This window comes from Leptolyngbya sp. UWPOB_LEPTO1, assembly GCF_017302695.1.
Classification (GTDB): Bacteria; Cyanobacteriota; Cyanobacteriia; order Leptolyngbyales; family Leptolyngbyaceae; genus Leptolyngbya; species Leptolyngbya boryana.
This window is the reverse complement of record NZ_JAFLCJ010000007.1, coordinates 121009-141271: the sequence shown is the minus strand read 5'-3', so window position 1 is coordinate 141271 and position 20263 is coordinate 121009. Positions and strand designations below refer to the sequence as shown.

Below are 20263 nucleotides of genomic sequence, written 5' to 3'. Positions count from 1 at the left end.
CACAGCCCCAACTTGCAAGATCTGACACATCAACCCTCATCTCGATCGCAATCTCCCTGATTCATGCCGTCTCTAAAAGGCAATTTCACCGTGAATGTTGCCCCTTGATTGACTCCTAGACTTGCTGCTTCAACTGTTCCTCCATGCAGTTCAACGAGATAGCGAACTAATGCTAACCCCAATCCCAAACCGCCATAACTGCGCGTGAGTGTACTATCTTCCTGCCGAAATCGATCAAAAACATACGGCAGAAACTCAGGATGAATGCCTTGACCCGTATCGCTGACTTGAATTTGAATACCGTCATCCACTCGGGTTAAGGTCACGTTTACCCTCCCTTCAGCAGGCGTGAATTTCACGGCATTCGAGATCAGATTCCATACAATCTGCCGCATTCGATTTGGGTCGCAGAGGACTTGATCGATTTGGGGATCAAAATCCGTGTGAATGTGAATTCGTTTCGCTTGGGCTGCCGGGCGAATCGTGCGAATTACTGTTTCAATCACGCTTGCTAACCGAGTTGGAGAAAGCTGTAACTGGAGCCGACCTTGCGCCAGTCGCGCCATATCCAGTAGATCTTCAAGGATTTGGGCTTGGGCTTCGGCATTCCGTTCGAGGGCATCAATGCCTTGCGCAACCGTATCAGGCTTGAGCGATCGCGATCGCAATAAGTGAATCCAGCCGAGTACAGAATTGAGCGGTGTGCGAATTTCGTGTGACAAAATCGCGAGAAATTCATCTTTCATGCGATTGGCAGATTCTGCGCGGACACGGGCAGTTTGTTCTAAGCGAAATAAGCGATCTCGCTCCTCTTGCAGTTGCCGATGTTCTGTAATCTCAAAACTCACGCCACTGATGCGGACGGATCGCCCTTTTGCCGTGTAGAAACAGCGTCCCTTAGACGCAATCCAATGCACACTTTGATCGCCCCAGACGACTCGAAACTCGTCGTAGTAGTCTTGTTGCGTCTCGATCGCATCATTCAGATGGTGCTGCACCAAAGCTCGATCGTCGGGATGAATACAGCGTAGAAATGCTTCATAAGTTTCCTCAAAGCTCTCAGAGGCAAGGCCAAATAGCTGCTTTTGATACTCACACCATTGCAGTTGATTCTGTGCAATATCCCAATTCCATCGTCCCAAGTGAGCCGCTTCCTGTGCAAGCTCTACCCAGGTTTCATGGTCTTCAACCACGGCTTCCGCTTGCTGATAATCTTGACGAATACGAGTGAGGAGTGAAACGCTCCAACCAACGAGCAGCGTAAAGATTAAGGCAGTTTTAATCGTCAGAAATGACAAATGAAACAGGGTATCTCCTGGCGCTTGAGGTTGTCCCCACAAAGTCACGAATGCTTCGAGTACCGAGAGCGCGATCGCGGCGAGCAGCAGTTGGCACACCATGCCTTCACTCGACCCATCACTAATCTGCATCACCCGCATTACTGCTTCATCTAAGTGCAACGCCTGAATTCCTGCACTCAACACTAAAAACGTAAATGCGGTTGCCAGTGCCATCGTCGAAACAGGATGAGCAGGCGGCAACCCAATCGGATGCACATTGTTGAGTAACGCATTGACAGCAATGAGAGCGGTGATCAGCGTGAGCGCTTGAGCTAAGCGATGAAATCCTCGCTCAGGTCGGCTAGATAACAAAAGAGCATTTCCAATCAAGACAAAGTTCAGCCCAGTACTCAGCGCGATCGGATAAGGTGCACTCCATGCCTGAAGATGAAAAAAGAACGCCATATGATCAAGCTGCCAGGTCAATCCAGCTTCACTGAAGCTCAAAAAACCAAGCAGAATCACAGCGATCGCCAGTACTGGCGAGATCCAACGGGCAGGCGAAGCTTTAGAACGCCAGTGCAAGCATCCGAGAGATATCGCCGCTGCAATAAATGCGATCGCGCTTTTGATACTCATAGGGGCAAGATCATTTGCAAAGCTTCCTGTCAACAAAGGGCAATGCAGTTGCCAACCGAGTAAGACAAGCACAGCGATGAGGAGCACGATCGCACTACTCAGCCCAGAAGCCCGCTGAAAGAGCTTCGTCAAATTAAGATGAGCAGTGTGATGCAGCGGGGAAAATATCATAAGTTCTCTAGCAGCGCGAGGACCTCATTTTGAGGGAATATGCTTACTAGATTAAGGCGCGTCTCAGCATCCTCAATCCATCGGGAAAAGGAGCTTTGATGCAAATAGCGTCTCTCTTACGGAACGATTGCGCCGACTATCCCAAGTGAGCAGGGAGTAGCGAGAGGGAGGTCATCAGCAAAAATAGAAGAGATGTGATGGTTTCAAGTGTAGCAATAGATTGAATTCGAGCAGTGCGATACCAATCTTGCTGAGCCAGCACGATCGCAAATTTGCATAAAGCAATCACAAATGCCGCAGCCGTCAACGGAGCAAGCCAACCTAACCCCCACAGCCCAAGCACGATTCCAGTCGCGATCGCATAATACAAACTACTTGGAACAATTGTCGGTGTTTTCGACTTGCGAAACTTAACCGTAAAAATTGTGCCAGCGAAGAACAGGGTATTCAGGAGCCATAATCCTACGCCTGTCATCGAAAGAGTCCCAGTCGTAGCAATTAGGGCAAACGGAGCCGATAAACACACTGCCGCAAAGGTGATCACTTCGTTGAAGATTGATTTTTGTTCTCGCTGCCAGACTGAAATTGCATCAATGAAAAATGCAGCGATCGCACCCAGATAAATCCAGAGCAGCATCGAATAATTGAGCAAAAGTAAAACCGCGATCGTCATTGCAGCGATCGTGTAAATACTTCCCCAGAGACAGAAGCGCAATTTCAAACTCTTGCGCTGTCTAATTTGCATCGCCCAAGGATGCTCTGCTTGAAATCCACAAAAAGCACAGACGAGAGCCAAAGTTGTTTCGTTTGTCCAAGCTTGTGCGGCGGCTGCGCCCGTCAGAAAAGAAACGAACAAGACAACATAGATTCCATGCTCTGGAGAAAAAGTCGGGCGATACCATTGTTGCGAAGACGATCGAGGCGAAGTTAAGTTAGATGACAGTGACACTGGATCATCTCCTATATGAAACGGTTGCGCTATGCTCATTCTGACAAACTGCTGCAAGCTCTGAATATTCGCCGATGAAAGCCACGATCGAGCAACTTGCCAAGGTTGCGATATTTGCACATCTCAACCCAGAACAAGCTGCTCAATTGCTACCGGATGCAAACGTGCAGCATTATCAAGCTGGTGAAATGATTATGCAGGAGAACGATCGTCTCTCTGCTACCCTGTATGCGCTGATAGAAGGCAAATTGCGAGTTGTAAAGACAGCAACGACCGGGAAAGAAACTCTACTGCGGATTTTGAGTGCTGGAGAGTTTTTTGCGGCTCCTGCCCTGTTCGGTAACGCTATTGCACCTGCAACGGTGATTGCAGAAAGCTCAGTGCAAGTGCTAACCGTGAAACAAGAAACCTTACTCAAGGCGATTCAGGTGACTCCAGAGATTGCCCTCAGTATGATGGCAGTCTTTAATCAACGTCTACAACAACTCCACGAAACGGTGCATGGTTTAGTGTCTGAACGAGCGATCGTGCGGCTAGCTCGATTGATTCAAGACGCTGCCACCGAGCAGCAGATGAATCTTACACAGGAAACTGAGGTTAATTTGCAATCTCACTATCACATGGCTCGAAGAATTGGCATTACCTACGAAGAATGCGTTCGGTTATTTAAGCAGATGCAGGGGATTGTCTCCTACCGGCGAGGCGGAAAAATTACCATTCTCAATCAGCAAGCCTTGCACAGTCTTGCTCATGGCGAAGTTGAGCTATAGGTGCAAAAATGCCAGATTTTCTTCGGCTCGCACTGCATGACGGGTATTCGGCAACATGTGAATCAATACCCCAGGCTCCATGACGATTTCGCGTCCTTCTAGGGTAAATGTGCCCCGTCCTTCAATCACCACCAGCGAAACCGTGCGCGGAGCCGTATGCTCGGCAAGCTCAGTTCCTGCTGTCAAACACAAGAGCGCGATCGCGGGTTGGGTATCTTTGACAATCGTTTTTCGAGTCACACCGGGTTTGCTGTAATCAATCCACTCTTTGAGTTGAGTGCTAAAGGATGGAGAATGGGTTGAAGTTGTCACCATGATCTATGTTCCTCTACTCGTTCATTACAATCAATCTGATAGGGAAGTGGAGAAGTAGTGAAATACGGAGCAATCCGAGTCTAGGCTCCCCCCATTCCTCTATGTCCCACTCCGCAACATGAATGCGGTTGACTATTACTATGCCGCAGGCTGAGAAAAGTTTCTATGAGCTAGCTCATTCTGAGCAATATTTTCAAGAGAGTTAAGGCTTGAGCAAGCGGATCAGCTTTGAGAGTAATTCCAGCGGATCAATTGGCTTCGTAATGAACCCCTGGAAACCGGATGAAATCGCTTGCGCCTCGTCTTCTATCTGAGCATATGCCGTGAGTGCTAGGGCGGGAATTTCTCTGGCTTGTGGCAGCGATCGCACGCGGCGAATAAATTCAAAACCATCCACTTGAGGCATCCCAATATCACTGATAATCAGGTCGGGTTGTTTTTGGCAGAGGAAGTCGAGCGCATCGATCGCTGAAAGTTGAGCAGTCACGATCGCACCATATTCTTCCAGCAAAAAGCGCAATAGTTCTAGATTGTCTTGATCGTCATCCACGACCAGAATATGCAGTCCCTTTAAAGTGATTGTGAGATTAGCACTCGGTTGAACTTCTGAAGCGAGGACTTCGGCTGGCGCTGAAATAACAGGCGCGAGCGCTGGAGATGCGTTAAGAGGCATCGGGGCAAGATCTGCTAGATCATTCGGTGCGCTGCGCTGCAAACAGTTCGTGTGGTATGGAAATCGCACCATAAAAGTTGTGCCTTGTCCGATTCCAGGGCTTTCGACACTGACTGTACCACCGTGCAGTTCCACCAAATGCCGGACGATCGACAGCCCCAATCCTAACCCACCAAATCGGCGGGATGAACTACTATCTGCTTGTCGAAAATGGTCAAACACATGCGGCAAAAACTCAGGCGCGATCCCAATTCCCGTATCAATGACGCGAACTTGAACAGAACGAATCCCATTTCGATGAATGAAAATCGATGACTCGACTTTGATGCGTCCGTCTTCGGGCGTGAACTTCAGAGCGTTGTTGAGCAGATTCCAGAAGACTTGCTGTAAGCGATCGCCGTCTCCAAGCACAGGCAACGCCGCAGTATTATCCACTTCAATTTCGATGCGTTTGGCTTGAGCGGTAAACTGCACCGTCTCGATCGCATGAGCCACGACATTTGCTAAATCTAATGGCTGTAATTTCAGATGCAGTTTGCCTTGAATCACACTAGAGACATCGAGGAGATCATCGACTAAAGCAATTTGCTGTTTGACGCTACGTTGAATAATGTCGAGTGCTTCAGCCGTTTTCGCAGGGTTGAGCTTGTGATCTTGCATCAGCCGCGTCCATCCCAAAATTGGAGTCAGTGGCGTTCTGAGTTCGTGAGACAGCGCAGCCAGGAATTCATCTTTGAGCCGATTGGTGTGCATGAGTTCTTCAGTTTGCGCCGCTAAAACATCTTCGAGCTGTTTACGATCGGTGATGTCTGTATTGGTACCAAACCAACGCAAGATATTGCCTTGCTCATCTCGAATCGGAATGGCTCTAGAGAGAAACCATCGGTATTGTCCATCCTGACCCCGCAACGGAAACGTATCTTCCCAGACTTCACCCGTTTTAATTGCGTGGCGAAATCGCTGAGTCACCCGCTCGATGTGATCGGGATGTTGCACAACCTGTCGCCCCCCGTCCTGCATTTCTTCGAGCGTAATCCCGGTGTACTCAAACCAGCGCTGGTTGTACCAAAAAACTGAACCACTCGCGTCTGCAATCCAGGCGAGTTGAGCAATGTTATCTGCCAAGGTGCGAAATCGAGCTTCGCTTTCTCGCAGAGCTTGCATGGCTTGCGTTTGCCGAATCAACGCCCAAAAACGTGCTCCCACAGATTGCAAGAGTCTGACCTCATCCGATCGCCACTCTCGAATCGCGCGGGAATGCACCATCAGCGATGCGACCCAACGCCCAGACTCAATACAGGGAACTCCAATCAAAGCCCGAATCTGCCGCTCCAGCAAATGATGAGCAATGGGCACCGTGCTGCTGTGCGTTTCCACATTGTCAACGACAAGGGACTGACCCGCTTGATAGCACTGGATAATCTCTGGCGGAATGTACTCCGACAGTGAATAAACGCCTGCGATACTTTCGAGATCTGCTTGCCGCCAATCTTGCCGAATCGTCGTGATTCCCGCTTCTAAATCAACGCTATGTAACAGGCAGCGATCGACGTTGAGATAATGACCTAAACGACTCACAATTTCCCACATCATCGCTTCTGGCTCAGAGCACTGCCGCAACTGAGCATCGAGATGATTGAGGAAGGTATCGTTGAGTTCAGCCAGTTTGCGATCGTGGATATCGGTCGAAGTGCCATACCATCGCTGCAGTTGGTGACGATCATCGAAAACGGGCACTGCCCGCATTAAAAACCAGCGATACATGCCTTCTGCCGATCGTAATCGTCCTTCAAACTCAAAGAGTTGCTGTGTTGCTAGCGCTGTTTCCCATTGAGCGGAGGCAGAGGCTTGGTCGTCTGGATGATAATGGCTAACAATGAGAGTCTGATCATGACTTTGTTCTTGGCTCAATCCTGAATAGTCGCACCATTGCTGATTCACATATTCAAGTTCTCCGTGAGCACCGCATATCCAGACAAACTGCGGCATTGAGTTGCTGAGTTGCTCTAACTGCTGCTCTTTGTCACGCAGCGCAATCTCTGCTTGCTTGCGCTGCGTGATTTCTTGAACTACCACATTGATGCCGATCGGTCGTCCTGCTGCATCTCGGAGTGGATACAAATCTTCGAGCCAGGTTCGCTGAACGCCAGGTTGAGCAGCCGTTTCACCCATAATCTCTAGATTCAGCAATGGTTCGCCCGTCTCTAGCACCCGGCAGAGTAATGGTTCTGCGTCATCTGCAAGATCGGGGACAATCTCTCGAACTGTCCGACCGAGATGATCTGCGATCGACAATCCATTGATTTCGGCTAAGCGTTGATTGATCCGAGTAAAGCGCAAATCCCGATCAAAAAGACCTAGCCCAACCGGAGCCGTATCGTAGATCGCCTCAATTTCGGCGAGTTGTCGGCAAATCGTTTCCTGAGTTTGGGCGCGTTCTAGCTGCTCCTGTTTACGATCGGTGATATCCAACGAAATGCCGCGCAGCAGTGCAGGATTATCAGAAGCGGCTCTGGCTCGGCTAAACATCCAGCGCAGTCCTCGTTCTGGATGGTGATAGCGATACTCAAGTTCAACGGCATTCAGTGTCGTTCGCTGCTGCACAACGGCTTGGATAGTCGGCAGATCCTCGGCATGAACTTTTGACATAAACGCTGTCAGCAAATCTGCCTCCGTCGATGCAACGCCAAAGAGAGGATAGCAAGGGTGTGACCAAACGATTTTTCCCGTCTGAACATTCCACTCCCAAGTGCCCGTTTCCGTCACCATTTGTGCAAGCTGCAGCCGTTCTTCACTCGAACGTAACTGATCGAACGATCGTCTGCGATCGCGATCCATTCGGTTGAGGGTATCAGCATTTCGCCCCACCAGTCCCAACGATGCAGCAATGAGCGTCATCACCATCAGCGACACCGCAAAATTTGAGTCATACCATCCTGCCTTTTGCCCCTGCAAAATTAGCCAGCCTAGGATGACCAGAATCACAATTGCAGTCGGAATAAACCGTCGTGCGACAACGCCCCCGACGAGCGGACTGGTGAGCGATCGCATCACTCCTTGTTCGCTTTTGAGTGCCAGCATTCCGATAGTTAAAATGCCAAAGGTAAGTGCAGTATGCAGCGCCATTCCGGTCGTCAACCTTGGGGATTGATAAAAGACTTGCACCTGATAGGCATACCCAATCACAGCTTGTAGAGACATCAAACCGACGGCGATCGCAAGGAGTTGAGCAACAATCAAGCGATTTATTTTGCCGCGCTCCTCAGTCATCTGGGCAGGCTGACTCAATAGCCAAAGTGCGATTCCGATCAGAGCGAGATCGATCGCTGTATTCACCCCCATCCGACCCGGATATAACGTTTCAGCAGCATCGGGTCGTGCGTGAAAGAGCAGTTGATCAATACCAAGATCCCACCCGAAGCTATACTGACAGAGGGTCAGTATAGCAATGATGGTAGCGACGATCGCACAGCCTTGCGCGGCTCGAATCGTTCGCAAATTGTACCGTTGTCGAGTTTGGAGTCCGAGGGATAATCCAGCCAAGAGCAGCCCGATCGCGGTATTTGCCTTCATCGTGCTCATACCGGGAAAGAATTCTTTCAAAACCGGAATATCAAAGCTCCAGCCTAGGAGGACGAGACAGGCAACTGACATCGTGATATGACTAGCAGCCCGTGCTACCCGTTGATGGAAGTGGTGGCTGGAGAAAAACCAGCGTCTTAAGGCTCCTAGCAAGCGCGATCTCCGCATCCTCGTTTACCTTCTCAACCTAATTAAATCCATTATCGTAGCGACCAAAAGTTTTGGTTCTACAGGTTTGTCAGGTGGCTTTGAAATCCAGCTTACAGCGGGTGCTCTAGAGTTGCACTTTGTGCTCAATGTTCTTCATAATTTGTGTTAAGCGGGGAGATTAAAAGTGATCACTGATACACATTCATCCGCTCCACTTTGAAATCTACTTTCAAACCCTTGAAAGCCCTCAGCAAAATCGCTCAGGGCTTTCAAGGGTTTAGTTTCATATAGATCCAAAAGACAATGAGTATCCGTTGGATTGGTTAGGCATATCGCTAAAAGAGAATGGTTAAGTTCGCTTCCGCGTTTTCTTTAAGATGAGGTCAATTTAGCATTGTCTGATGGGGGAGCAGATCTATCCTTTGGGGGAAGAGTAAATCTCAGAGAGAAATAGAATCAGCGATCGTATCTTGTCCCTAAGCGTGATGCGATTTGCTCAGTCTCCATTGCACTGCTCCAATCTCAGAGCTTCAATCGACTCCTATAATTACTGAACTAATCCTGCACGTAATGCTCGCACCGCAATCTGAGTTCGATCGCTCACACACAGCTTGTTGAGAATATTGCGAACATGAGTCTTGACGGTTCCAACGGTAATGTAGAGCCGCTCTGCGATTTCTGCATTACTGCGCCCATCTACAATCAAAGTCAAAACATCAAGTTCGCGAGCTGTGATGGGATAAGTCGAGATGCTTTGGCTTTCTTCTTCAGACAATCGATTGATCGTCACGGTTGAAGCCGGGGCTGAAGTTGGGCTGTTTGTCTGGACTTGTTTCAGCACAATCTTCGCGATCGCTGGATCAATCCATCCATGTCCCTCTGCCGTTAATGCCACCGCTTCGCTTAAACGATCACCACTAATATCCTTCATGCAGTAAGAATCCGCACCTGCTGCGAATGCTGCTAATACAACTTCTTGATCATCTTGCATCGTCATGATCAAAACTTTTGTTGGAGAAACACCTGCTTCAGCTTGCATCGCTCTCAACTGCTGCGTCAGTTCGACTCCATTCATATCCGGCAGACCGATATCGACGATCGCGACATCCGGATGAGTCTCTTGAATTACTTTTAACCCCGATTTTGCATCTCGCGCTTCTCCAACCAGTTCAATGTTGCCATGCTCGCGCAGCATTGCCCGGACTCCAAACCGAGTCAGATCATGATCTTCTACTAAAACAACACGGATTGATGGCATCGCTTGATCTCCAAAAAATTCAACAAACAGGGGTAGACCTCAGAAAATAAGTTATTTCAAAATGCTGATCGATCTATCTGATGTAAAGCAGTTTAGAGGAAGAATATCCGAATCTCTGTCTGCCTGGAGAATGACTTTAAGATAAGAACTTCGAGAAGTTTCCGCCCCCTAAAGGTATAACCTAGATTTATTCCTCTCGATAGATTCTAACGAAATGAGGCAATTTTTGAATTCTTGCCTGTAGAACGTTACAAATTCAAATGCTGTCCTACTAGAAGTAGAAGTAAGGATCGACACTGATAGGTGAACTACAGATAACCTAGCTCTCATAGTGGCTACATCTGCCCAATCTAGCCTGGATTAATCATTTCAATCTTGCGAACCGTAAACCATTAAAACTCCTGACTTTGTGTCGAAACGTTTCACGGTTTTACTCAGTCAAGCGATCAGAACAGAAACTTTAGGACAGAAAGGAAAAGGAGCAGTTGCGAAGGGAGTAGAGTTTGAGATGGCTTCGATGAAGGCTTGTTTGCGATCGAGAATAAATTCACTGTAGTCAGCTAAGTCATCAATTCCAACACAGGTCAGCGCAACTTCTGAGACTGCCCAAATTGCAACTTGTACAAAGAGTGTTTTCCATCGCAGTTTCATTGTCTTGCCTCCATGAGTTGATCACGTTAGGTCTGGCATCCACTCTCTTTTACGCTTTGCTCGATCGAGTTATGCAGCCCACTTGATCACAAATCCATCACTTTTCCTAAGCTTCTGTCATCTATGGCTTTTGAAGTATGAGACTAAAAATCAGAAGTAATTTCATAATCATGCATCTCTAATCAAACAAGCTTAGCCAGGTTATTACGATCGTTCTGCTGTGTGTTTTCCCTGGAACGATGGTCGTTTGGCCCTAAAGTGATCGATGAGAAGCATAGGGGTACACTTCGCTTATCAACCTAAATCAGAACAAGACATAGACTCAATTATCTAAATTCCGATTGATCAATCTACGTATTTTACTTAAGCATTTTACGGAAGCAAAACTGTGAGGAGAGTGACCATGTTGAGCCGCGTTACATTATTGAGTTCCTTCGCTCTTACTGCGATCAGTCTAATTGCTGTACCACCAGCAAAAGCAACTCCGATCTCTGAGATATCACAAGTAACTTCAGTATCACAGCTTTCTGATGTGCAGCCCACGGATTGGGCATTTCAGGCATTACAGTCTCTCGTAGAGCGCTATGGCTGTATTGCAGGCTATCCCGATCGTACCTTTCGAGGCAATCGGGCGCTGACTCGTTACGAATTTGCTGCCGGGTTAAATGCTTGTCTCGATCGCGTCAATGAGCTGATTTCGGCTGCAACGGCTGATTTGGTCAAAAAAGAAGATCTCGCCATGCTGCAAAAGCTCCAAGAGCAATTTGGTGCAGAGTTAGACAGCTTACGAGGTCGAGTTGATGCATTGGAAGCTCGAACTAGCCAGCTTGAGAAACAGCAATTTTCGACAACAACTAAGCTAACTGGTGAATCGATCATTGCACTGACGAATGTGTTCGGTGGGTCGGATCTCAACGGTCAAACAGTTGATCGCAACCCCACTCTCTCGCATCGCACGCGATTGAACTTTGACACAAGCTTCACGGGGAAAGACTTGCTCAGAGTTCGCTTACAAGCTTCTAATGTAAGTGCCATCTCGAATTTGACAGGAACACCCGAAGGAGAGCTTTCTTTTGCACCTGGATTTCAAGAGCAAGAGGGTAGCGAGATCGAACTCAATGCACTGTCTTACCAGTTTCCTGTGAGCGATCGCACAACGGTATTCGTTTCTGCCAATGATGGAGAATCAGAAGAATTTGCAGAATCGATCAATCCCTTCTTTGATGGGGATGGTGGTCGTGGTTCGATCTCTCAGTTTGGCACTCGCAACCCGATCTATTATTTGCTAGAAGGAACCGGAGCCGGAATCACTCACAAACTCAATGATACGCTCGAATTGAGCGTTGGTTATTTGGCGAGTGACGCAGATACGCCTACGGGGGGAAATGGATTGTTTGATGGGGCTTATGGAGCGATCGCACAATTGACGATCGAACCTTCTGAAGCTTGGGCATTTGGGATAACTTACATTCATGCCTACAATACCGACTACACCACAGAAGGCAGCGCTGGCAGTTTGAACGCAAATCTTTTCACTGCAACCGGAAGACCGACTGTGACGAATTCGTTTGGACTTCAAGCTTCTTTTAGACCTAGTACAAGCTTTATTGTGAATGGATGGGTTGGGTATACAGGTGCGAGAGTCCTAGAGCTAGGCGATGCAAATATTTGGAACTGGGCAGTTACGCTAGGGTTTCCAGATTTGGGCAAGAAAGGCAATTTTGCAGGTTTGGTCATTGGCATGGAGCCGAAGCTGACCCGGATTGATTCTGCAATTACAGCCGCAACTGGAGTCGAACGAGATCGTAATACTTCTCTGCATCTTGAAGCCTTCTATCAGCATCAAATCACTGACCATTTAGCAATTACACCCGGTCTGATTTGGCTAACGGCACCCAATCACGATCAGCGCAATCAAGATTTGATCATCGGCACCATTCGGACAACTTTCACGTTTTAGCCTTTTGCGTTCGGCACGAGAAGAGGCACAACGAGGTTAGAGTCAGCCCCTGAAACTATTTAAATTCTAGGGCTGGCTACCGCCAAACGCCCGGACGTAGAGCAAGATAGAAACGTAGACCCAATTATCAGCGTTGTCAAGTTAGATAAAGGGGCAGTTTTTACCCTCTTCCTTTCGGTTTATTAACTGATGGGCTGGCGTACTGGAAGCTGAATCACAAATTCAGTGCCTTGTCCCAGAGTCGAGTGGCAATCCAGTTTACCGTGATGCTTTTCAGCCACAATTTGATGGCTGATCGAGAGTCCGAGTCCTGTGCCTTTGCCGATCGCTTTTGTCGTGAAGAAAGGCTCAAAAAGCTTCGCGCGAATGTCTTCGGGGATGCCACTGCCGTTATCCGAGATCGTAATGTTGGCTTGCCCTTCATAGACAGAGGTACGAATCGTGATGACTGGAGCCGAGTGAGCGCTTGCTTCTAGCGCGTCGATCGCGTTACCGAGTAAGTTCATAAACACCTGATTCAGTTGGCTCGGATAGCATTCTACTAGACAGGGCTGCTGATAGTCTCTAACAATCTGAATGGCAGGAAGGTGAGAGCCTGCTTTCAGGCGATGCTGCAAAATTACAAGCGTACTCTCAATGCCTTCATGGATATCCACTGTGGTGAGCGCGGTTGTATCTAAACGAGAGAAGTTTCTGAGCGATAGAGCGAGATCGTGAATGCGATCGCTTCCCAGTTTCATCGAAGCAATGAGTTTGAGCAAATCCTCTTTTACATAAGCGACATCTATCTCTTCTATCCATGCTTGAATTCTAGGATCAGGCTCTGGATAGCATTCTTGGTACAGATCAATGAGTGCGGTTAGGTCTCGCACATAGGCTTGAGCAGGCTCTAGATTCGCGGCAATGAAGTTGATTGGATTGTTCAGCTCGTGAGCAACTCCAGCCACAAGTTGACCCAAGGTAGACATCTTTTCGCTCTGTACCAACTGAAGCTGAGCTTGTTGCAGGTTTTCTAATGTTTGAGAAAGTTCGCGCGTTTGTCGTGCTAGGTTCTTTTGGGCGTTGCTCAGTTGTAGATGAACTTGAATGCGAGCCAAAACTTCTTCATGTTGAATCGGTTTCGTCAGGTAATCTACTGCGCCTAAACGCAGTCCTCTCACTTTATCCACTGTGTCAGAAAGAGCCGTCATGAAAATCACAGGAATATCGAGAGTTGCAGAATTTGCTTTGAGACGCTGGCAGGTTTCAAAGCCATCTATTCCTGGCATCATCACATCGAGCAGAATCAGATCAGGACGAAAAGACTGGAGCCGTTGCAATGCCGCATCTCCGCTTTTGGCAATCGCAACTCGGTAGCCAATCTCGCTGAGCACATCGAACAAAACTTGAATATTCGTCGGATTATCATCTACGACTAAGATGGTTCCGATTGGACTCGTTTCAACAGGCATCAGACAACTCCTAACATCGAGCAATAAAAGGTACACATCATCGAATCGCGAGAATTTCGTTAGAGATAAGGATCAAGCAGATTTAGAATTGCCTCATCATCAAAAGCTTGGCTCAGATCTAAGAGTTTGTTTGCAAAGAGCGTATATTGCGGATCGAGTTGTTTGAGACGGGCTGCTTCTTTCTGAATGTCTGCCATAAAACCATCTTGGGCAGCCTGATAAAGACGCTGCAGTTCCGATGCAGGAGGAACAACCCAGCTAGGCGGATCTACAACTGTAACTGAAGTTGCCTCTTTCTCTTCAGGGGTTTCATAGATCCATTGCACAGATAGATATCGTTCTAATTCACCCAGCAATCCAGTAAATTCGATCGGTTTTGGGAAAAATCCATTACAGCCTGCCTCGCTTGCGGCTTGGACATCAACTTCAGATAAGCTAGCAGGTGAGGCAATGATCGGAGTATCTGCAAAATCAGGGAGTTGACGGAGGCGACGAGTCATCTCTATCCCAGTCATTTCTGCCATGATCATATCGGTAATGATCAGGTCGGGGCGAATCTTTAAGGCAAGATTGAGTCCAATTTGACCATTCTCCGCTTCTATAACGTTGAAGCCCAAAGGTGTTAGCATTTCTGCAATGATGGTGCGATTTTCCGCCCGATCTTCAACGACTAGAATTTTACGACGCTCTCCTTGGTAACCAATCACATTTCGCTGCGTTGGAGATTCAGCCAGCCAGTCATTTGCCGCAGGAATATGAACTTCAAACCAAAAGCTACTTCCTTTGCCGAGAGTACTTCGGACTTGAATTGTACTTCCCATCATTTCAACAATTTGCTGACTGATTGCGAGTCCTAAACCTGTTCCTTCATGATTGCGATCGCGCTTTCCTGCTTGCTCAAACGGCAGAAAAATTGATTTCAGTTTCTCGGGCGCAATGCCGAGACCAGAGTCTGTAATCTGGAAACGGATGCGGTGGATTTTAGCAGTGGATTGATAGTTAGGGGGTTGAGAAGTGACAGGCAAGACACTCACGGTAAAGCTGACCTTGCCAAAGTCCGTAAATTTGACAGCATTGCTGAGTAAATTGAGCAAGACTTGGCGCAGGCGTTTGTCATCTGCATGGAGCGCTACAGGCAAATTTTCATCGGGCTGGTAGTCGAAAATTACTCCTTTTTGCTCGGCTTTGATCCGGCAGATATCGACTGTTGTACTCAAGAAGTTCGCAAAATGAAAGTCTTGAGGGTAGAGATCCATCTTTTGAGCTTCTAGTTTGGACAGATCGAGAATGTCATTGATCAAAGTCAGCAAATGAGAGCCGCACTGATGAATGACACCTAAGCCTTTGTGCTGCTTTTCTGTTGTCGCAGGATCGCGCTGGAGAATTTGAGCGTAGCCCAGAATCCCATTGAGCGGAGTTCGCAATTCGTGATTCATATTTGCGAGAAATTCGCTCTTGATGCGGTTTGCAGCTTCAGCAGATTCTTTCGCCTCTTGGAGATCAGTGAGATTCTGCTGTAAGGTGGCTTGAGCTTGACTGAGATTATCGACCATTTGATTAAAAGCTTGGGCGACTTGCTCAATTTCATCATTGCTGCGAATGGTGAGTTGATGAGCTAAGTTGCCTGCTCCAATTTCTGCGGCTCCTTGCTGAAGGTGTTTGAGCGATCGAATCATCGGGCGCAGAATCCGCCAGAATATGCCGAAAACCATCAAGATCAGCAGTAAAATCGTGACGTAAGAGAAGAGTGTACTGATCCGTCGGACTTGCTCTAACTCTTGTTGAGCTTGCTCGGCTTGCTGCTCGGCTTGCTGCTCCAGTCTTTCTAAGAAGAAGTTAATATCGCGCCCGAAGCCATTGATCGCTCGAAAATCATGCTGAAGATCAGTGATAGTAGCTTGAGAAGCTTGAGCCGATTCTTGCCGAATCGATTCAATTAAGTTTTCTTCGAGTTCTTCAAAAATTTCTGATCGCTGGTAAATTGCTTGAACTTCCGGTGTGGGGGATAAAGATTTTAGCTCTTCTAGTAGGACATCTAGATCGACATCTTCTTCGCTTTCTTTGTCGAGATCGAGATTGCGAAATAAGACATGGTCTTTAATCATCAGGATCTCGCCAGCAAGCTGATTTTGTACTAGCGTTGTCAGTCTGATCCGCCGCTTTGCTTGCGTGTATTGTTCTAGCGTGGCGGATTCCATGTAGTTGCGCCAGAGCGTACTTCCCCCAGAAATCAGTGCGATCGCACCAATTAATGCCGCCGAGATCCCTACAAATTTTGTCGAAATTTTCATCGGTTATGGCTCCTTTGTCAGATTGAGTTTCTGTCGCAGGTCTTGAACAGCTTCATAGTCTTCCGCTTCGACTAGGGTATAGCCGATTGTTTCAGCTCCCATCAGGTCTTGAATGCCTTGGGGAGTTGTAAGAAATGCCTCTTTCAGCTTCTCGACTAGCTCAGGGGGAAGAGTTTCAGAAATCAAGACCGGCGAATGAGGAACTGGCTCAGACTGCCAAATGATTCTGACTGGTTGTGCGGATAGTTTACCCTGCTGCTTCCATCGCGTGTAAGTTGCTAAGTTTGTCGCGATCGCATCTGCTTTTTCACCTAACATGGCTGCCATCCGATCGTGCGTGTCTCCAAAAATCACGGCTGCAAAATCGCGTTCTGGTTGAATGCCTTGTTCTCTCAATGCCGCTAGAGGCTTGAGATATCCTGATGTCGAGGAGGGATTCACAAACGCAACTCGTTTGTTCTTCAAGTCAGCGAGAGTTTTGATTGGGCTTTTTGCGGGAACTAAGATACAAGCGCGATACCAAGGGCGGATGGTATATCGATCAATCGGTGCAACCAGTGGCTTAACTTTTGCCCCTCGCTCCAGTGCCTCAAAGTAGGATACTCCCCCCATATAAGCTGCATTCGCTTGCCCTGCCACGAGTACATTGACGCTATCTTCATAGTCTTTGGCAACCACAAAATCAACAGGCTGACCCAGCACTTTTTCTAGATGAGCCTTGAGGGGAGCGATCATACGCTCTTGCTCAGACCTATTTTGAGTCGGCTGCACAACGATTTTTAGAGCGACTGGCTCTGAGGATTGAGTTGAGGTTGCTCGTGAATTAGATGGCGTGATTTTGCTACAGCTCATTGAGGTCAACGCGATCGCGATCCAGAAAAATCTGCGGATTTGACAGCCAGATATTTGTAAAAAGCCATGCTCTAAGGGGCTGGAGTTCGCGCAAGATGCAGATAAGGTCTGCGTGAGACAGGGTTTAAAGTTCATTGCCGGAGCCTAGAGGGACACTTCAAAGCGCAACTTGTCCAAAACGATTCGGCAAAACTGCGCGTTATGCAACATGCTTCTCAAGAAAGAAATTAGGGCAATACAACCAATTTCTTGAAGAACACAATCCCTAGCATTCCCAAGCAGAAAGGATTTGCGATTGGTGAGCGAAAATTTCTACAGCTAGAATCTTTTTTGAACAAAGCGCGCACAAAATCATGTGCTGCAAGCGTCTCCTCAGATAAAAATACAAAACATCGCGATCGTGTGATCCAATCAACTGCATTCTTCGCAAATCCACCTAGAAGCCCGATCGCAACTTTTGGGCATACCGAGAAAGTCGCGATTGTTTCATTTGCCCCATGAACATCCTCATGCTCTCGACCACGTTCCCCTATCCCCCCACCAAAGGCGGAACTCAGGTACGAACTTTCCATTTACTGAGATATCTCCATCACTTTCATTCCGTTACCGTTCTCACTCAACGAAGTGCTGATGTGAGCGATGCGGACATTGCTGCACTGCGAGAACATGTCAGTGAATTAGTCGTTTTTGACAAACCTACCGATCGCTCAAATAAACTGCAACGATTCGCGAATTTTCTCATGGAAGGCACGCCGCCTAGTGTGAGATCGAACTATTCCCCTGCGATGCAAGCCTGGATTGATCAACACATTGATAAGTTTGATGTCATCACCTGCGAACACAGCGTCAACGAAGCTTACATCCGTCCTGAATTTCGCCATAAAGCAGTCGTCAATGTGCACAGTTCAGTCTATGGTTCTTGTCGCAATCAATTGCAAACCGGGACTTCTGAGCATGAACTGCGCGATCGCATCAATCTACCCTTGCTCAAACGCTATGAGAAACGCTTTTGCAGCAAATTCTCACACATTGTCGTTACGACCGAAGACGATCGCACCCAGCTTCAAAGTTTTCATCCAAACGCTGCAATCCGTGTCATTCCGAATGGCGTTGATTTTACCGAATTTCCTTATCGCACAGCCGATCCAGGCGGACATCACCTGATCTTTATTGGTGCGATGGATAACTTAGCCAATATTGATGCAGCAAAATATCTCACGTTGGAAATCCTGCCGCAAGTACAAGCAAAATATCCAGATACCACCTTATCTCTAGTTGGCGCACGACCAACTTCAGAAGTTTTGCAACTGCAAGATCGAGCATTTGTCACTGGACGGGTCGAATCGATCGCTGAACATTTACACTGTGCAACAGTCTGTGTGATTCCGATGCGAACCGGATACGGAATCAAAAATAAAACATTAGAAGCAATGGCAGCCGGAACACCGATCGTATCAAGTGATCGAGGGCTAGAAGGATTGCAGTTTAGCCATCCAATGCGCGCATTACACGCCAATACGACCCCTGAATATGTCACCGCAATTTCCCGGTTATTTGACGATGCAGCGTTACGATCGCAACTTTCAGAAAATGCACGATCGCTCATTGAAACCGAGTACACCTGGGAACGCGCCGGACATCAATATTTACAAGTCTTAGAGGAGATTCTAAACAGATCAAAAGATTCTGGGCTTACGGGGTGATTTTGACCCAAAATTCTATTTCAGGGCAGATCAGACCTAAGGCAAGAATCTTTAGAGCATCCTCTTAGAAAGGAAATCGCGCGCAAACTCAGAGACGCATATACCATTCAAAGAAGGGCAGTTTTTTACAACGCATCAGTTTTAAGAAGCTATGAAAAAAATCGGGGCAGTTCCTTGGAAATCGGTCGGCTCATTTTTAGCGATCGCCAGCGCAGCAGGATGCGTTGTCACCAGCATTTGGCTGAGTACAGAATTCATCATGGATCCAAAATCGGTTGCATGGATGAATCGCTATTTGCCCGATGATGCGCAAATCCCCATCAGCGCGTGGGACGATCCAAAATCTCTAAAAGAAGTTCAAGCCGATCTGCGAAAAGCAGGATTATATGCAGGCGAGGTCGTTCGAGTCGAAACTGTCAAGCAAGGCAAACCAAAACAAATCGATATACTCATGCCTGTTTTTCGACCACAAGCGGATCAAGACGATCGCTTAGTCGAACTTCGGGCTTACCGCCTTGTCAAAAATTCCACTGCCCGCAAGCCAGAAGCACTACAATTCGTCAATCAAATCGAAGTGCGCGAGATGCGAGAAGATTTTGTCACCGAGCCACTGGTGCGCGCACGGGCGATGAATCCTAGTTCCGATCGCGAATTGCCGTTTACCAACGTGCAGCGCCTTGAGGATCGTGCCCCCCAGAACGGCATTTGGCTAAATGTCAATGGCAAACTTCAACAGGGAGATAGCTCGATCGCATATGGTCAAGTTATCTACTACAACCCGATAACCACGGCAATGAGCGCGATGCTGTCTTGGACAAGCCCGGATGGCGAACTCCCCACTTGGCAAGCTGTCCCGAAGGGGCGACCCGCCGAATTTGTGGTGAATCAAACGGTAGGATTGGAACCCGATTTTCAGGTGTATCAACTGAGATCAGTCAAACGTAAAAATATCCCCTTTCAACTCCAGCCAATTTCGCTCAGCCAACCTGCGATCGCCAATGGAGCGTTCACCGATGCACTCTTTCTCGCACGCAGCGGATTGTGGTCAAATGCCTCGGAATACTTGAAATCGGTCAAACGTCGAGTCGGGTCAGCCTGGACTCCTGCGGCTCAAGCTCAGATGGATTTGATCGATCGACATGCGAAAGTTACCAAAACTCAAGCCGATCAACCTTGGGCAAATGTCAGCCAGCAAATCCTAGCAAACTTGCTAGATGGACGCTGGGAAAGAGCCGCTCAGGTGATGGAAAAATCCTCGATCGATCATCCTGAAGTGCTAGATGTGCTCAAATACGATCCCGGACGCGTTCAAAAGCGAATTAATGCAGCGCTTCAATTTAATCCGTCGCGATCCGAAGTACAGATGTGGGGCGCACTGAGAATGGCAACTCAGCAGGGCAAACCCAATGCGATCGCGTGGCTGAAAAATCAACCCCTCGATTCGAGCGCCCGCCGTGCCCAAACCCTCAAGATGATCAACCAACTGGACGCGATGACGTTCGGCAACCTCATGCCCGCCGATGAACCAGCTAAAACTTCTCAAAACAAGAAAATATAGATGAGAATAT

13 protein-coding genes are annotated in these 20263 nt (G+C 47.8%); 4 read left to right on the top strand and 9 right to left on the bottom strand.

All coding sequences use genetic code 11. From position 1 onward, the window contains the following. Nucleotides 1-29 precede the first annotated feature (29 nt). Both J0L70_RS13040 and J0L70_RS13035 read right to left on the bottom strand, forming a co-directional pair. Complete coding sequence (locus J0L70_RS13040) at nucleotides 30-2090, bottom strand: sensor histidine kinase (protein WP_287454886.1); 2061 nt, start codon at nucleotides 2088-2090, stop codon at nucleotides 30-32. Nucleotides 2091-2226: 136 nt separating this feature from the next. Next, nucleotides 2227-3039, bottom strand: a complete 813-nt coding sequence (locus J0L70_RS13035) for a YwiC-like family protein (protein WP_287454884.1) — start codon at nucleotides 3037-3039, stop codon at nucleotides 2227-2229. Between the two features lie 74 nt (nucleotides 3040-3113). On the opposite strand from J0L70_RS13035, the gene J0L70_RS13030 reads away from it, so the two are divergent. Then, on the top strand, nucleotides 3114-3809 hold the full coding sequence (locus J0L70_RS13030) for a Crp/Fnr family transcriptional regulator (protein WP_287454882.1): 696 nt from the start codon (nucleotides 3114-3116) through the stop codon (nucleotides 3807-3809). Here J0L70_RS13030 and J0L70_RS13025 read toward each other — a convergent pair. The 4 genes from J0L70_RS13025 to J0L70_RS13010 form a co-directional block, all read right to left on the bottom strand. Next, nucleotides 3804-4124: a cupin domain-containing protein gene (locus tag J0L70_RS13025; protein WP_017287243.1), complete on the bottom strand. Its 321-nt coding sequence runs from the start codon at nucleotides 4122-4124 to the stop codon at nucleotides 3804-3806. The two genes, J0L70_RS13030 and J0L70_RS13025, sit on opposite strands and share 6 nt — an antisense overlap. Before the next feature lie 202 nt (nucleotides 4125-4326). Then, nucleotides 4327-8547 carry a PAS domain-containing protein gene (locus J0L70_RS13020; protein WP_287454879.1) on the bottom strand — a complete coding sequence of 1407 codons (4221 nt, stop codon included), beginning with the start codon at nucleotides 8545-8547 and terminating at the stop codon, nucleotides 4327-4329. A 529-nt stretch (nucleotides 8548-9076) separates the two neighbouring features. After that, entirely contained in the window at nucleotides 9077-9787 is a 711-nt protein-coding gene (locus tag J0L70_RS13015; protein ID WP_017287241.1) for a response regulator, read from the bottom strand. Nucleotides 9788-10225: 438 nt separating this feature from the next. Further along, nucleotides 10226-10438: a hypothetical protein gene (locus J0L70_RS13010; protein ID WP_017287240.1), complete on the bottom strand. Its 213-nt coding sequence runs from the start codon at nucleotides 10436-10438 to the stop codon at nucleotides 10226-10228. A gap of 403 nt (nucleotides 10439-10841) precedes the next feature. Here J0L70_RS13010 and J0L70_RS13005 point away from each other — a divergent pair, with 403 nt between their 5' ends. Next, nucleotides 10842-12398 carry an iron uptake porin gene (locus J0L70_RS13005; protein WP_287454877.1) on the top strand — a complete coding sequence of 519 codons (1557 nt, stop codon included), beginning with the start codon at nucleotides 10842-10844 and terminating at the stop codon, nucleotides 12396-12398. 182 nt (nucleotides 12399-12580) lie between these two features. Here the strand turns inward: J0L70_RS13005 and J0L70_RS13000 are convergent, their stop codons facing one another. From J0L70_RS13000 to J0L70_RS12990, 3 genes are read right to left on the bottom strand one after another with little or no spacing between them, the layout of a single operon-like run. Next, on the bottom strand, nucleotides 12581-13849 hold the full coding sequence (locus J0L70_RS13000) for a sensor histidine kinase (protein WP_190647754.1): 1269 nt from the start codon (nucleotides 13847-13849) through the stop codon (nucleotides 12581-12583). Nucleotides 13850-13908: 59 nt separating this feature from the next. Next, complete coding sequence (locus J0L70_RS12995) at nucleotides 13909-16140, bottom strand: ATP-binding protein (protein WP_287454876.1); 2232 nt, start codon at nucleotides 16138-16140, stop codon at nucleotides 13909-13911. 3 nt (nucleotides 16141-16143) lie between these two features. Continuing rightward, nucleotides 16144-17127, bottom strand: coding sequence for a phosphate/phosphite/phosphonate ABC transporter substrate-binding protein (locus J0L70_RS12990; protein ID WP_287454874.1), 984 nt, complete (start codon nucleotides 17125-17127; stop codon nucleotides 16144-16146). Nucleotides 17128-17489: 362 nt separating this feature from the next. Here J0L70_RS12990 and J0L70_RS12985 point away from each other — a divergent pair, with 362 nt between their 5' ends. Beyond that, nucleotides 17490-18695: a glycosyltransferase family 4 protein gene (locus J0L70_RS12985; protein ID WP_190647750.1), complete on the top strand. Its 1206-nt coding sequence runs from the start codon at nucleotides 17490-17492 to the stop codon at nucleotides 18693-18695. Nucleotides 18696-18846: 151 nt separating this feature from the next. Beyond that, nucleotides 18847-20253 (top strand): hypothetical protein, encoded by a 1407-nt coding sequence (locus J0L70_RS12980; RefSeq protein WP_287454872.1) that lies wholly within the window; start codon nucleotides 18847-18849, stop codon nucleotides 20251-20253. The last annotated feature ends 10 nt before the right edge of the window (nucleotides 20254-20263 follow it).